We start from the raw sequence: 14,029 nt of genomic DNA, 5'->3' as shown, positions 1-14,029 counted from the left end.
CCTCGGTGAACGCACTGTCTGATCTTCGGGTTGCACCGAGCGAGTCACGTATTTGCACCACAGCCGAGTAGTCCCATTGTCCGGCTATCAGGGTCGTCGCCCTCGGCCTAGCGTTTCCACGCCACGCCACGCATAAGCGGCAAGCGCCCGGCACATGCGCCGGGCCTCGCGAGGGCGGCGGCGCCTCGCCGGACAGAGCCAGCGAGCGCCACCTCGATGACAAGGAGATCAAACCATGAGACCGCATCGCGCAACTGCACGTCGTGGGAAGGCGAGCGGCATCGGCCGCAACACCATACGCCGGCTGTCTTCGCTGACTGCAGCAGTCGCCGTCGTGGTCGGCGGCGTCACGCTGGCCGCAGCGGACCCCGCGACGGCGGTGGGCGCCGGTCGCGTCTGCATGTTCAACGCTACGGAAGGCGCCTGGATCGCCGGTCACGTCGGTTGGGCATTCCGGGTCGGCGGGGCCGACGACTGGATCTATGGCGCGACCGAGGACCCCAGCCACAACTGGCAGAAGGAGAGCAACTGGAAGACCATGCTGGACACCTTCAGGGCCCAGGGCGGCAAGGGGTATTACGACACCTACCGTTGCAGGAACACCGGCCACAGCTCGGTGACCGCTGCCAAGGATGAGGTCAAGTCGGCGTACTCGCGGCCTTACGACGCCGGCACCGACAACTGCCTCACCAGATCGGTGGAGTTCTTCCTGGCCTACGACTCCGACCTTTGGAACGACTTGCCGCTTTCCAGCTACACGGGCCCCAACTGGTACTACGACAACGACCTCGGTGGTTTCGAGGGCAAGGTCAACCTCTGACTCAGTGGCATGTGGGTCTCCCCGTTGCTCGTAGCGGTCGGAATCTGTCGCGGCCTCACCTGGCCTTGATCTGCAGAATGGCGGCACGCCGAGAAACGCCGTAGTTCACGGCGCTCAGCAGCGGTGAGGAGCGGCAGCGCAGCGCCTCTCGTCGGCGCCGCACCTAACCATGTCACCCCGGAGGACGGCCGGGCTTGTCGCTCGCTGCCATGTGTTTGAAGATGCTTGCCTGGCCTGCTGGGGCGAATGAGTGGTGTCACAGCCGACTGCTGGGCGATGCCTTGGACTTACCCGCCTCTCTGACGAATTCCGTTGTGGGCCTCGACTCGTCAACGGGGTTCGATTGATTGATCCGGTGGTCTGCCCGTCACCCTCGTAGGGTTCGAGTGGCAGCGGAGCTGCTGGCGGGTCGTTGCGGTGGGCGTGCCCGATCCACAGCTGCTGCCGGTGTCCGGTCAGGACAGGGCCCTGTTGTCTCGTGTCCGCTGCAGAAGCGAAGCCGTGTCCGTCGGTTGCCGTGGCCCAGGAGGCTCCGTTGGCCGGGGCGGCAAACCCGTCCCGACGTCGCACCGCTCGTGGTTCCCTCCATGGTGGACGTGTCGATGCCCTGCTCGATGACGTGCAGTCCGATCCCGCGCTCGCGCAGGTCCGCGCCGAGGGTCACCGGGTGCAGCACGGAGCGCGAAGAAGCGACAGCGGGGAGGTCGGGCGTCCGGTGCCCCAGCCCGATGCTCGACGGAACGTCTTGGCGCTGTGCTTGTTCGTCCCTTTGGGAGCGCTCTCAGCAATAATGAGGTGACGCCTCCACCGCAGGGATCGGGGTGACTGAGGCGGCGTCCGTGGATCGCCGCTGCTTCTCCCGGTTTCCTCTTGTGGAGGCGACCACCTGAAGTGCCGTGAGCCCGTGACGCTGTCAACGGTGCGGCGAAGGCCACGGTGCTCGCCCGGCGTTGTCTCTCCAGGAGTACTGCACGTGTTGCTGACCACCGAGCATCTTCCGCCCGAGGAACGTTTCGCCTACTTCCGGGAGGCCACCCGTCACGTGCCCGAGCCCATCGACGTGCGCAGCGACACCGCCGACTTCGCCGCGAGAGTGCGTATGACCTCCTTCGGCGCCATCGCCGTCACGGATTTCACCGCTCTGGGCCCGATCTCCATGGAGGTGCGACGAGGTCCCCGTCTGATTCGGCAGTCCGATCCGGAGGGCTATCGCCTGCTCCTCGGCCTGCGCGGACACACCGGAGTGCGCCAGGGCGGACGCGAAGCCACCCTGGGTTCTGGGGACATGGCCTTGTATGACACCTCTCGGCCGCTGCGAGGCTGGCGCGGCGTCGAGGCCGGTCCCGCTCGGTTGCTGATGGTGGATTTGCCGCGAAGCCTCGTTCCCGTCCCACCGGACAGGGCCGCACGTGTGACCGCGGTACGGATCACCGGAGAAGTCGGCATCCCCTCGCTGCTCAGGGCGACAGTCACCCGGATGGCCGATGACACGGAGCACTATTCCCCTGCGGAGGCGGTACAACTGTCCGGGGTCCTCACGGACCTGGTCAGTCTGCTCGTGGCCCACGTCTCGGACGCTCCGGGTGAGCCGACCCGCGACGCCGAGCGGCGCCTGCTGATGGTCCGGATCCAGGCATTCGTCGACCATCGGCTCGGCGATGCCGACCTGTCCCCGGCCACGATCGCCGCCGCCCACCACATCGGTGCCCGGACCCTGCACCGGCTGTTCGAGCAGCACGGGCTCACCGTGGCGGGCTGGATCCGGCAACGCCGCCTGGAGCGCTGCCGCCGCGATCTGACCACACCCAGCCTGGCCGGTCAGCCCATCGGCGCGATCGCCCGACGGTGGTGCTTCGCCGATGGCGCCCACCTGTCCAGGGCGTTCAAGGCGGCTTACGGCATCACACCCGGTACCTGGCGCGCACTGCACCACGTCGCTGGCCAGCCCGATGGTGTCAGCCCGGCCTGGGGAGCGGCGGCTGCCGGCCACACCTGCCAGTGCGCCGACCACGCGTGATCACCGCTTCTTGAACGGCCAGGCGCGCATGTTCAAACATCTGTCAGTAAGCGACAAAGGCAGTCGATCCCTGCCGTGACAGAGTCGGAGCGGTATCAGCGAGAGTCGCTGCACCGTTCGTCGGCCTCCGCCCTGCCGACCCTGGTGGGGATCGATTGAGCACGCTGAAAACCGAATCTCCTAAGAGTCAGCCGGCCACTGGGACGAGCCCGGATTGCTCCCTCGTCAGGGGAAGCCCGGCAGCCGCTCCGTGGGCCCTGCTCCAGGCGGACGCGGACGGAGCCCGGCCTGACTGAGGCCGCCGAACACTGGGGCCGGTTCGTCAGCTCTTCGGACATTCTCGGGCTTCCGCGGGAGGACCGCTTGGACATCACACTCGTCATTGAGCCGGATCCGCGGCGTACGCTGCGGATCTCGCGCTACCTGGTGCGGCCCTTGTTCTTGAAACTCGCCTGTGTGTCGGTTGTCGGAGACGTGCTCATCGTCTCCGTGACGGGTGGGCTGCACGGCGTCTTCTCGATCGCCTTGATGATCTCGACACCCGTGATCCTCGGGCTGGTTCTCGAATGGAGAGCAAGGCTGGGAGTGCGGTACATCCGGCGAAGCCGCATGACCGCCGAACTGACGGAGGACAGCCTCCGATTGTCACTTCCCGACCGGAGCAGCAACTGGCGGTGGGCAGCTGTCCAACGTGTTGTCGACCATCGCGACGCGTGGTTGCTGAAGCTGTCCACACATCAGGCCCTCATCCTGCCCAAGGAGGCGTTCACCGATCAGCAGAGGGCTGAGTTCCTGGCGTTCGCCGAGAGGAAGGGATTTCTGGTGGCGGCCGTCGCATCGACTCGCTCACGCCTGTAAGGATCCGCCCCTCGCCGACATAGAGAGGGTGTGGGGGCCCAGGGAAGGAGAGCTTGTGGCTACACCGGATCCGGATCAGTTCCGGGTGATGTATGCCGAGCATTATGACCGAGTGCTGCGCTACGCCTGGCGGCGAACAGGCGCCGACGCGGCAGCCGATGTCACAGCCGAGGTGTTCATGGTGGCCTGGCGGCGGATGGGAGAGGTGCCTGCGCAGCAGCCGCTTCCGTGGCTGTACGGGGTGGCCCGGAAGGTCGTGGCGAACCATCTGCGCGAGCAGAACAGGAGCGAGGAGCTGCCCGGCCCAATGGCGGATGCGGTTCTTGTGTCCCGGGATGTCGCCGAGCAGGTGACTGCCCGTCACCGGGTGCACCGGGCCTGGCAGGGACTGAGCGAGGCGGACCGGGAACTTCTCGCGTTGATCGGATGGGAGGGGCTGTCCGTGCGCGACGCCGCGAAGGTGCTCGGCTGTACGGCCGCGGCGTGCGCGGTGCGTTTGCACCGCGCACGCAGGCGACTTCAACAGGCCCTGTCTCAGCAGGACGCGGAACACACGTCTGATCTGGCCAACGCCGTAGTGAAGGGAGATGCCCGATGCGCATGACTGAGCAGGTGCGGACCCTGATGCAGGACGCCGACCCCGCCCGCAGCGTCATTTCCGATGCGGGAAGGAAGCAAACCGGCCTGGAGCACATCCTCGACAGTGCCCAGCACGCGCTCGACCGGCCGGGGGGCAAACGCAGGCGGCCGACCTGGCGGGTCGCCATCCTGGCCTCGACTCTCGCAGTCGTCGGCGGCACGGCCGCGCTTGCCGTCGTCGCCCGTAAACCCGCTCCCCCCGCGCCGGTCACCTCGATCCTGTGCGCCACCGACTTCTCGTTCTTCCATTCACCCGGGTTCGTCACCGACCTCGGCGACGCGGCCACGCCGGAAGAAGCCTGCCGTGCCCAATGGCCCAAGTCCGTCGGGCAACGGTCCACGGGCGGCATGTCGCCCCGGAGCGCCCCTGCGCATCTGGTGGCCTGCGTCGCAGAGGCCAGCAGCGGCTTGATCACCGTCTACCCGCGCCCCGCCGACATGACCGACGCACAGGCCTGCGGGGTCCTGGGCCTGGTACGACCTCCGGACGGCCCGATCTACGCGGGGGCAACCCTCCTCCAGGTCAGCCAGTTGCAGCACCGAATCGACACCCGCCTAGGCGCGGCGTCCCGCCGCAAACCGTATGCCCCCTGCGCGTCCTACGCCTCCGTGCACGCCGCGGCGCAGAGCAGCCTGCGGGAGACCGGCCTGGACCGCTGGCGAGTCGACGACCAGCGCAGCAGCCGCAGCGACACCGGCGTCTGGTACTACCTCGATGCCCGGGCCGGCACCGTGGTGCTGTTCAACCCCGGTTACTGTTCCATCCACACTTCTTACCGGTAGTTCGTTACATCTGGCAGTGGTGTGGGTTGACGGCAGGTTGGCTTGGTCGTAGATGACTGCTCGCCGTCCGTATCCGCCCGCGCTGGGGGCGTTGGAGGAGTACGCGGCCCCGTTCGACGACCTGTTCTTCAGCCCGGCACAGCGACGTGAGTATCTGACCTGCCGGCGCCACGGGAGCGGAACGAGACGATCACCTGCCTGGCCGGGGCGGAGCCGGTGACCGGCGCGGGATGTTGGGAGTGCAGCGGCTGCAGCTCTTCCTGTCCGAGTGGTGTCCGACGTTCGTTTTGATGATGACGGCGACACTGCCGATGTGGCTGGGCGCCAACTTTAGGCGGGACCACGCGCTCGCGACGGGTCTTCGTCGTCTCCGCCCTGATCCGAAGCGTCCAATGAGCCGGATCGACGTCCTCGGTCCGCAGCGAGCAGAGCTCCTCGCGGGCGCAGAGCGGCGTCGTAGGCAGGGCGAGCATCACCCGGTTCTGCACCGGCTCCTCGCGCACGACGTCCAGCAGATCAAGCCACTGCTGTTCGCTGGGGATCCACGGCAGCTTCACCAGGTGGGGCACCAGGCCCCGCTCGTGGCTACCGAACTTCCGGCCCGGCGTGTAGCGGCCGCGGCCGACCGGGTTCGACTCCCGTAGCCCCTCCTCGATCAGGTAGTCGTAGAACAACCGCACCGGCACCAGCCGCTGCTGCAGCGTCGCGTTCGCCAGACCAGCCCCAGAGTCCAGCACGACCACGTTCGCTCCCCGGCGGCTCGGACGCGTGGACAGGTCCTTCACGAACGCGGCCACGTGCAGCCTGCCCGCCGTCACCGGGTCGACGTCGTCCCGCTCGCAGATCAGCAGGTACTCGGCCAGGCCCAGCGCGTAGGCGTCGATCGTCCGCGGGGCCCTTCCCAGATCCGTCCACACCCGCAGCCACTCGGCCGCTCGCTCATGCCGGCCAAGGACCGGCCACTTCTCCTCCAGCACCACCGCGCTGCCCAACACGCCTCCTCAGCCCATGGGGAACCTCATTCCGATGTCCACCCCGGCCCAAATCTCGGCCACGGTCACCTCCGCCAGCTCTTCGTACACCGATCCCGCAGACGACCTCGCCGACGTTGTCCTACAGCAGCGATCGAGTCGCGTCTCCCAATTGTCGGTCGAGTCGTCGCGGGGCCCCGGGCGGCCAAGTCCCGTAAGCCATCCAGCGGCTCAGCCTTTACAGCCGTACCCGGAGCCCGCCGGGCCCTCCGATCCTACGAACGACCGGATCAGACCCACGCGTGAAAGGTAGGACAGCCCTTAGCGAGGTCGCCCCACGGGCCGCCGAGGGCCCGAGCTGACGAAGAGTCAGGCGGCTGCCGGCGCCGGGCGGGAGGCGGCACGCGCGACCTGCACCTTCGCCGCGCTCGCGGCTACACCACTCGGCGGGGCATCATCCGGGTTTGGAGCTGACCGACACCGGCTTCGACTTCATCGTGCTGTCCCAGTTCCGCACCCGGGTGGTTGAGCACCACCTGGAGGAGAGGGTCCTGGACCTGCTGCTGGAGGCTGACGGAGCAGTGTCTGTGGTCGCAGCGGAGGGCAGGCAGCGCACCGACTCGACCCACATCGTCTCTGCGGTGCGGGACCTGAACCGCCTGGAGCTTGCCGGGGAGAGCGTGCGTGCGGTGGTCGGTGACTCCTTGCTGGGCTGCCGCGGAGGCTGAACGGCGGACTGCCTGACGGGGTGTTCGCCGACGCGAGGGCTCTCGTGGTCATTCCGATCCGGCTGATCTGGCGGTCAACCGCCCGATCAGCCGGGGTCGTGCGAGGTTTCGGGACGCTCAGTGCCCGCGCAACGGGTTGGCGCGGACTGCGGCGAGCAGGTACCAGGCCGTGGCGCCGGTGTGCCGGTAGGGGTAGTAGCCGAAGCCGAAACCTGTGTCCAGGGGACTGCTGGCGGACACCACACCCGACCGCTCGGGAAGGGCCTTGCTGCCCACGGTCTGACCCGCGCCGAGCCGGTCCTGGGCCCGCTCGATGGAGGCGATGAGGCGAGCGGCGCGCCGTTCGTCGCCGGCCGCGCCGCGCTCGCGCAGGGCCAGGGCGAGGTGGGCGGTGCCCTCGAACCACACACCGCTGCGGTCGGGTTTGGGCTGGAACGGTGCGATCGGTGCGTCCTCGTTCGCCACGAGGGAGGCTGAACTGAAGGTGACGCCTTCGTACGACTCGCGGGCGGGAACCGTGCTATTGGGCCGGTCGACGGTGTCCAGCACCGCGAGATTGCCCGCCGCCCAGTCCACCGACCTGGCGCGGCGGCGGTCGTGGAGCGAGAGATAGCTCCAGGTCTGGGTGTCCTCGGGGATCGGGGAGGTGTTGATGGTGACGCCGTCGTTGGTGCCGGTGTAGAAGAACCCGCCGGACGCGTCCCACATCTTGGCGAGGAACGCCTCTGCGCGGGCCCGTCGCTCCAGCCAGACGCCGTTGCCGGTGAGCCGGGCGAGACGCCCGAAGAGGCAGGTCAGGTCGATGTTGTGTTCGGTGGAGGTGAAGGGCAGCTTCTTGTCGGCGCCGTCGACCCCGAACTTGTAGCCGCCGAGCGGCTCATCGGTGCGGGTGTGCGCCTCGACCCATTCGCCGATCCGTACGGCACCTGCGAGGAAGCGGCCCGCCTTCGTACAGCCGGCCAGCGCGGCCAGCGCGATACCCGCCCACGCCATGTCACCAACAGCCGTACCGGTGAAGCCGAACTGAGTGCCGACGTTCACGGTGCCGTCCGTGCGGACAAACCCGTCAGGCTGCGCTGAACCGTCGTAGAAGACGTACGGCCCCACGTTGTACGCCTGCCGAAGCCTGCCGTCCGCGTACTGCGGGTCGTGGGCCTGTGCGTACAGCAGCGCGTCACCGAGGGCTACGGCTCTGGCCCGGGCGCCGGCGCCCGGGCAAGCGAGGTAGGCCAGGATCGTGAGGGCGTTGTCGTAGGTGAACGCGGTGCTGAAGAGTCCGGCCTGATCGGTGTAGCTCTGGGCCAGGCGGATGCTGCCGTGGTCGGGGTAGCCGTCCATGGCGGCGTCGAGGAAGGCGTAGCCGCGCATCCGGGCATCTCCCGTCTCAGCGGCGGGAGTTGGGCCGGTTGCGGCGCGAGCCATGCCACTGCCGAACACGGTCAGGGCGGCTGCGGCGGTGCTGGCACCGATGAGCGCCCGACGGGTGATGGCCCGGGCTCGTCTCTCTGCAGGAATGCCGTGCTCCTCGCGTTGATGTGCCACACCAGCCATGGGGACTCCTCGGGATCCGTGTCGTACCTACTTGAGAACGCTCTCAAGAGTGGGCACATTGTGCTGTCCTGGGCAGGTCCGGTCAAGGAGTGCCTTGTCAATCCCGTCGAGTCGTGGAGACCTTCCTATGCAGCCAACCCCTTGCCGGGTCGGCCCAGCGTCGTGTTCGTAGTCGATCGGGCTCTCGAAGCCACACATCGTGTGCAGGCGGCGTGTGTCGTAGAAGTCGGTGATCCAGGTCGCGATCCGGGGTGACGGTGGTGCCGGTGAAGTGCGGCAGTAACTCCGGCATCCGCCATGCCGGCCTTGCCGCGTTGGGTGTGGGCCTTGTACCAGGTCAGGTGGGTGGTGCAGGCGACGTGCACCCAGTGGAGCGAGGAGCTGACGCGGATGCCGGACCCGTCGAAGTGCTCCACATCGTCGCGGTGGCCGTTGCGGTAGCTGGTGCGGGTGGCGGTGTGCTCGTTCCACTCAGCCCCGATCCCGGCTGCTGAGCTCCACCTCGATCAGCTCCTGCCAGCATGTGCTCGGCCGCCTGACGCACGAGCTCGATTCCGTGATCGCTTATCTCATCCGGCGGGACGCCATTCAAGCGGCCGAGCAAAGAGGAGAGCGCTCTCACCGATGCAGGCGACGGCCTTTTCGAATCTGCCCGTGCCCACCCGGGACTTCCACCGCATCGCACAGCACGAGGGGTGGCACGAGGTTACGGCCGCCCCCTGCCTCCGATGAGCGGTCGGCAGCGTGAAGGGGCGCCTCGCCATGGGGAGATGGTTGCCGAGGCGCCACGAGCGCCGCGCTGCGCCGTCCCCCGTCGCGGGCCCTGCGCGGCGCGAGAAGCCAGTACCGGACGGCTCCCTGGGTCGCGCCGGCACTGCCGCCCGGCGGCGGCCGGGTTGGCCGCGCTCGGTGCCGTCACACCGTCATCGCCGCTCAGCTCTGACAGGCGTGACCGTCGACGGTGATGTACTCGGGCGCCGAGTTGTAGGAGTTCGAGGTGCCTTGGTAGCCCAGCGGGAGGGTGTTGCCGGCCGCGACGGTGCCGTCGTACTCGGCGGGGGTGATCAGGACCATATAGCCGTTTTGCGTGAATTCTCCGTTCCACATCTGCGTCACGCGCTGGCCGTCCCCATACGTCCACTGGACCCTCCAGTCGGTCATCGTTGCCCGCGGCGTGATCCGGACTTCGGCCTGGAAGCCGCCGGGCCACTGTTTCACCAACGTGTAGCTCGCCGTGCAGTAGGCGTCCGGTTCCATCGTCGAGCCGGCCGAAAGTGACGGCGACACGCCGCTCGTGACGGGCATGGGAGCGGCTGAAGCGGTGTACGACGCGGAAGTGCCGGCGTGTGTCGCCGACGCAGTCGGGCGTCCGATGGGGGGTGCCTGTGGTGCGACGGCGCTGGTGGCCGGGCCCGCCCCGCGGTCCCCTGCCGCCCCCTGGTCCGACCCGGGCGTCGATTCCCACGGCAGGCTGCTGAGGACGCTGACCATCCCGATCGCGGCCAGCAGGACTGCGGCGCCCGCCCAGGCCGGCCGTCCCCGCAGGGAGGCCTGCCACCCCGCTGCCCTGCGCCGCCGCTCCATGGCCGCCCGCCCGCCCCGCTGCCGCCTCGCCGCGATCTTGCGTCGGTCCAGGTACGCTTCCCCGCCCCAGCCCAGGACAGCCGTGACCAGCACGCCGGGCAGGTCGTCGGACACCCGCAGGCACACAGCGGTCTCGGCGCACCGCGCGCAACCTGCCAGATGCTGCTGCAGGTCGCCCGGAGACCGCTCGTGCGGCGACCGCGTCACCGCCTCCAGCAGTCCCACGTAGCCACGGCACTGGCCGTCCGAGTCCACCACCTCCACCGCACGCACCCACAGGCAGCGCTGACGGAATGCGGCTTTGACCCGGGCGACCTCCCGCTCCCTGTTCGGCGCCCACGTGCCGGCTCTGGCGTCACTGCGGACATTCAGGCCCTCGACCAGCGCCACCCAGAGCAGCTCCGCGTCCGCCGGCGCCATCCGCTGCAACGCCTGCAGCGCCAGCGGCTGTTCCGGGGCGCGGGACTGCTGTGCCGACCGCTCGCACAGCCAGCCGCTCAGCTCCGTGCTGAGCCACTCGATCCGCCCCTGCGTCAGCCACCCGTCCGCCGTCTCGAGCACCGCCATGAGCAGCAGGGGCAGCCACGGCAGTTGCTCGCCCTGGCGCCGCCATTCGGCAGCCAGCGAGAACGCCTCGTCCGCCAGTTGCTCGGCCTCCGCGAGACCGGTCGTGCACAGGCGGGCGTAGCAGAGGACCGCTTCCCGGTAATCCTCCAGCAGTGCTCCTTCAATCTTCGCCTCGGGTGCGGACATCTGCGGCGGCGTCGGATGCAACGACTGGTCGGCCATGAAAGTGCTCATTCCGAAATCTCCCCACGGTGTTACGGGGATGTCGCTCGTACGGGTGAGGTATGCCCCTCGAGGGGAACAGGCCTCAACGGCTGCGGGCCGGGGGGACCTGGCCAGGCGGCTGCCTGCGAGGTGGCGCAGCCGGTGTCAGCCGGTGGCGCTGGAGACAGACACGTAGTCCACCTTCATGGGGGTGCCTGAGACGGTGCCGGAGGTGGGGGTGGCCGCGCCGCCGGAAAGCTGGTTGGGGAAGCTGCCGCCCATGGCGAGGTTCAGCAGGATGAAGTCGCCGTGGTTGGTCGCCGCGTTCCAGGTGGCGGCATCCATCTGGTCGGAGGTCACGACGTGGTAGAGCACGCCGTCGAGGTACCAGCGCAGCTGCTGGGGGCTGGTGGCGCGGTCCCACTCGAAGCTGTAGGTGTGGAAGTTGCCGGCGCAGGCCGTGTTCGGGCAGGCGTGGCCCGCGCCGAGGCCGCTGGTCTCGTTGCACGGGCCGCCGGGATCGATGCCGCAGTGGAGGGTGCCGAACACCTTGTTCAGGCCGTTGACGTTCTCCATCACGTCGAACTCACCCCCGCTCGGCCAGTTGTGGGGGTTGTCGCGCACGGAGGCGCCCAGAGCCCAGAAGGCGGGCCAGTAGCCCTGGGCGGCCTCGCCCGTGACGTTCGGCAGCTGGATGCGGGCCTCGATGCGCAGCTTGCCCCCGAGCGGCGGCTGGAAGTCGCTGCGGCGGGTCTCTATGCGGGCTGATGTCCACCGGCCGTCCCAGAGCTTGATCGGGGTGATCACCAGATTGCCCTGGCCGTCCTCCTGGAGGTTGCCCGTGTTCCATGTGTATGTCTCGACCTCGTCGGTGCCCCAGTTGGCAGGGCCGCCGGGGTAGCTGGTGCCGCTGTCGATGATCCAGTCGCTGCTGGAAGGCAGAGCTCCCGCCGGACCGGAGAAGTCGTCGCTCCACACCCGGTGCCAGCCGCTGGGCGGATTCGGCTCGGAGGCGTTGGCGGAGCCGTACAGTCCGAAGCCGAGCAGGGCCAGACCGGCCAGAGATCCGATCACGGCCACGCATCGGCCACGAGACTTCCTGATGTGCTTGTTGGGCATGGACGGGTGGCCTCCGCGCGGAAGGAACGTGGGAATGCGGCGAGATCCGGCCACCAACGGGTTGGCGGAAATTCGTCCCCGCCACTCTGGCGTTCGCCGACCCGGACGGTCAAGGCCTGTGCTTGAAAACGCTCTCAAGCTGACTCCGGCCAGGATCCGAACGCAGGCCAGAGGTATACGAAGAGGGAGGCAGGTGTCTTCCGGTGCTGCCGCAAGGGCCTCCCCCCGGCCGACGTCGTCCCTGCTGATGGCACGCCGACACCTTTGGCTACGCCCCTCCCGGGGCGCCAACTGCCACCCCCTGGCGGCCGGGTGAAGGTCCGCCGCCCCTTCACGACCAGCACGCACGGCTGAAGGAGCACAGGCGATGAGAAGCGTCTACCTTGGCACATGGTCGATCGGGCAGGCGCTGACAGGTAGGTACGGCCGGGGACGCATTCCGTTGATCTCGGGCAGGGTCCGCGCGTCCGCGTGCCTCGGCCCTGCTTCGCCGCCTTGTTCGGCGCACGGCACCGGCGCGCCGGCATCCGGAGTGAAAGTGAAGCGGTGGCCGCCGGAGAAGTGGGTGGGTTCCCCGTCCAGGGCAAGTGCGTACGGCTCGCCACCGTGGGGGACGAATACTTGGCACTCCAGCTCAGTGACTGTGCCCCGGTTGGACCGCAGGCGCACGACGATGCGGGGCGGGAGCCTCCGCAAGCGGTGCCGCACGGCTCCCGCCCCGCGGCACTCGGCCGACTGCCTTCAGCGCAGCCGTTTTCTCCGCCGTGGCCGACATCCTCCGCAAGGGTGTGCAGGCTGGCGAATTCGTCAACCTCCCGGATATACAGGCCACTTGGGCCGAGATCCAGCGCCTTCCAAAGAGGCACCCTCATCCTCTGGCGCCTGGCCCGAGAGCACGGTTATCCAGGCGCAATACGCAACGCACCTACGTCATCGGAACCGCTCCGGGAGCTGTGGAGCCAGACCCGGAGCGACTCACATCGTCCGGCCGAGTCGGTTGCGAAAAGGCCCTTGGACCTGACAGCTGTTCAACTTAGCTTCACGAACTGAACACATTGTGTTTTTGGGAGCGCTCTCATCCATAAGTGTTGACGTCGTCGTAACAAGAGGCCACAGTGACGGACACGGACTTCTGTTGAATCCGCTACCACCTCCTGTTCCCTTCTTGTGGAGGTCATCTCCTGATGCACCGCAAGCACGCACGAACTTCCCATCGACTGCTCAAGACGGCGCTGGGTGCCCTGAGCGGTCTGGCCCTCCTCGGCGGCGGTCTGTACGGCCTCGCCAGCGCCGACGAGCCGTCAACGCCAGGCGGCATGAGCCTCATCTGGAGCGACGGCTTCTCCGGCGCAGCCGGGACCCTCCCCTCCAGTAACAACTGGATCATCGACACCGGGACCAGTTACCCCGGCGGCGCGGCCAACTGGGGCACCGGCGAGACCCAGACCTACACCTCCGACCCGGCCAACCTGCAGCAGGACGGCGACGGCAACCTGAAGATCACCCCGATCAAGGACGATGCCGGCAACTGGACCTCGGCCCGGATCGAGACCCAGCGGAGCGACTTCGAACCGCCGGCCGGCGGCAAACTCCGCATCGAGGCCCGCATCCAGGTCCCCGACGTCACCGGCGACGCGGCACAGGGCTACTGGCCCGCCTTCTGGACCCTGGGCGCTCCCTTCCGCGGGACCTACACGAACTGGCCGGGCATCGGCGAGTTCGACATCATGGAGAACGCCAACGGCGCCAACAAGGTCTCCGGCACCCTCCACTGCGGCACCAGCCCCGGCGGCCCCTGCAACGAGAACACCGGCATCGGCGCCAGCCGCGACTGCCCCGACACGGCCTGCGCGGGCAACTTCCACACCTACGCCCTCGAGTGGGACCGCAGCACCTCCCCGCAGGAACTACGCTGGTACGTCGACGGCGTGCAGTACCACTCCGTCAACTCCTCCCAAGTGGACGCGAACACCTGGGACGCCGCCACGGGACATGCGCATTTCCTGCTGCTGAACCTGGCCATGGGCGGCGCCTTCCCCGACGCGGCCGCCGCAGCCACCACGCCCACCTCCACCACCGAGTCCGGCAAGTCCATGCTCGTGGACTACGTCGCCGTATACAGCTCGGACAGCACCGCCGGCACCGCCGCCAAGTAACAGCCAGACGAACTGATCACCCCGCGCCCGCG

10 protein-coding genes and 1 pseudogene are annotated in these 14,029 nt (G+C 68.3%); 8 read left to right on the top strand and 3 right to left on the bottom strand.

The features are described from left to right. Nucleotides 1-235: 235 nt before the first annotated feature. The 7 genes and pseudogenes from OG870_RS00180 to OG870_RS00150 all read left to right on the top strand — a co-directional run bounded on the left by OG870_RS00180 (nt 236) and on the right by OG870_RS00150 (nt 6,816). Complete coding sequence (locus OG870_RS00180) at nt 236-820, top strand: hypothetical protein (protein ID WP_266593347.1); 585 nt, start codon at nt 236-238, stop codon at nt 818-820. Between the two features lie 973 nt (nt 821-1,793). Further along, complete coding sequence (locus OG870_RS00175; protein ID WP_266593349.1) at nt 1,794-2,837, top strand: helix-turn-helix domain-containing protein; 1,044 nt, start codon at nt 1,794-1,796, stop codon at nt 2,835-2,837. 363 nt (nt 2,838-3,200) lie between these two features. Continuing rightward, complete coding sequence (locus tag OG870_RS00170; protein WP_266593351.1) at nt 3,201-3,695, top strand: YcxB family protein; 495 nt, start codon at nt 3,201-3,203, stop codon at nt 3,693-3,695. Between the two features lie 55 nt (nt 3,696-3,750). Then, nucleotides 3,751-4,299 (top strand): RNA polymerase sigma factor, encoded by a 549-nt coding sequence (locus OG870_RS00165; RefSeq protein WP_266593353.1) that lies wholly within the window; start codon nt 3,751-3,753, stop codon nt 4,297-4,299. Then, entirely contained in the window at nt 4,290-5,117 is an 828-nt protein-coding gene (locus OG870_RS00160) for a hypothetical protein (protein WP_266593355.1), read from the top strand. The genes OG870_RS00165 and OG870_RS00160 overlap by 10 nt, the downstream gene beginning before the upstream one ends. 52 nt (nt 5,118-5,169) lie before the next feature. Next, nucleotides 5,170-5,386 (top strand): annotated as a pseudogene (locus OG870_RS47960) (IS701 family transposase); the annotation flags it as partial. A gap of 1,166 nt (nt 5,387-6,552) precedes the next feature. Continuing rightward, nucleotides 6,553-6,816 carry a hypothetical protein gene (locus OG870_RS00150; protein WP_266593359.1) on the top strand — a complete coding sequence of 88 codons (264 nt, stop codon included), beginning with the start codon at nt 6,553-6,555 and terminating at the stop codon, nt 6,814-6,816. A gap of 117 nt (nt 6,817-6,933) precedes the next feature. Here the strand turns inward: OG870_RS00150 and OG870_RS00145 are convergent, their stop codons facing one another. The 3 genes from OG870_RS00145 to OG870_RS00135 all read right to left on the bottom strand — a co-directional run bounded on the left by OG870_RS00145 (nt 6,934) and on the right by OG870_RS00135 (nt 11,796). After that, nucleotides 6,934-8,367 (bottom strand): Tat pathway signal sequence domain protein, encoded by a 1,434-nt coding sequence (locus OG870_RS00145; RefSeq protein ID WP_266593367.1) that lies wholly within the window; start codon nt 8,365-8,367, stop codon nt 6,934-6,936. 933 nt (nt 8,368-9,300) lie between these two features. Continuing rightward, entirely contained in the window at nt 9,301-10,752 is a 1,452-nt protein-coding gene (locus OG870_RS00140; protein WP_266593373.1) for a cellulose-binding domain-containing protein, read from the bottom strand. A gap of 135 nt (nt 10,753-10,887) precedes the next feature. Further along, entirely contained in the window at nt 10,888-11,796 is a 909-nt protein-coding gene (locus OG870_RS00135) for a glycoside hydrolase family 16 protein (protein WP_405622981.1), read from the bottom strand. Between the two features lie 1,229 nt (nt 11,797-13,025). On the opposite strand from OG870_RS00135, the gene OG870_RS00130 reads away from it, so the two are divergent. Beyond that, nucleotides 13,026-13,997 (top strand): glycoside hydrolase family 16 protein, encoded by a 972-nt coding sequence (locus OG870_RS00130; RefSeq protein WP_323179505.1) that lies wholly within the window; start codon nt 13,026-13,028, stop codon nt 13,995-13,997. Nucleotides 13,998-14,029: the final 32 nt, after the last annotated feature.

The organism is Streptomyces sp. NBC_00461 (assembly GCF_036013935.1).
Classification (GTDB): domain Bacteria; phylum Actinomycetota; class Actinomycetes; order Streptomycetales; family Streptomycetaceae; genus Streptomyces.
This window is presented reverse-complemented; position numbering and strand designations above follow the sequence as displayed.

Excerpts from the sequence above, each read along its gene's own strand:
- OG870_RS00145 (WP_266593367.1), bottom strand. The coding sequence starts at position 8,367 with ATGGCTGGTGTGGCACATCAACGCGAGGAGCACGGCATTCCTGCAGAG.
- OG870_RS00140 (WP_266593373.1), bottom strand. The coding sequence starts at position 10,752 with ATGAGCACTTTCATGGCCGACCAGTCGTTGCATCCGACGCCGCCGCAG.
- OG870_RS00180 (WP_266593347.1), top strand. The coding sequence starts at position 236 with ATGAGACCGCATCGCGCAACTGCACGTCGTGGGAAGGCGAGCGGCATC.
- OG870_RS00160 (WP_266593355.1), top strand. The coding sequence starts at position 4,290 with ATGCGCATGACTGAGCAGGTGCGGACCCTGATGCAGGACGCCGACCCC.
- OG870_RS00130 (WP_323179505.1), top strand. The coding sequence starts at position 13,026 with ATGCACCGCAAGCACGCACGAACTTCCCATCGACTGCTCAAGACGGCG.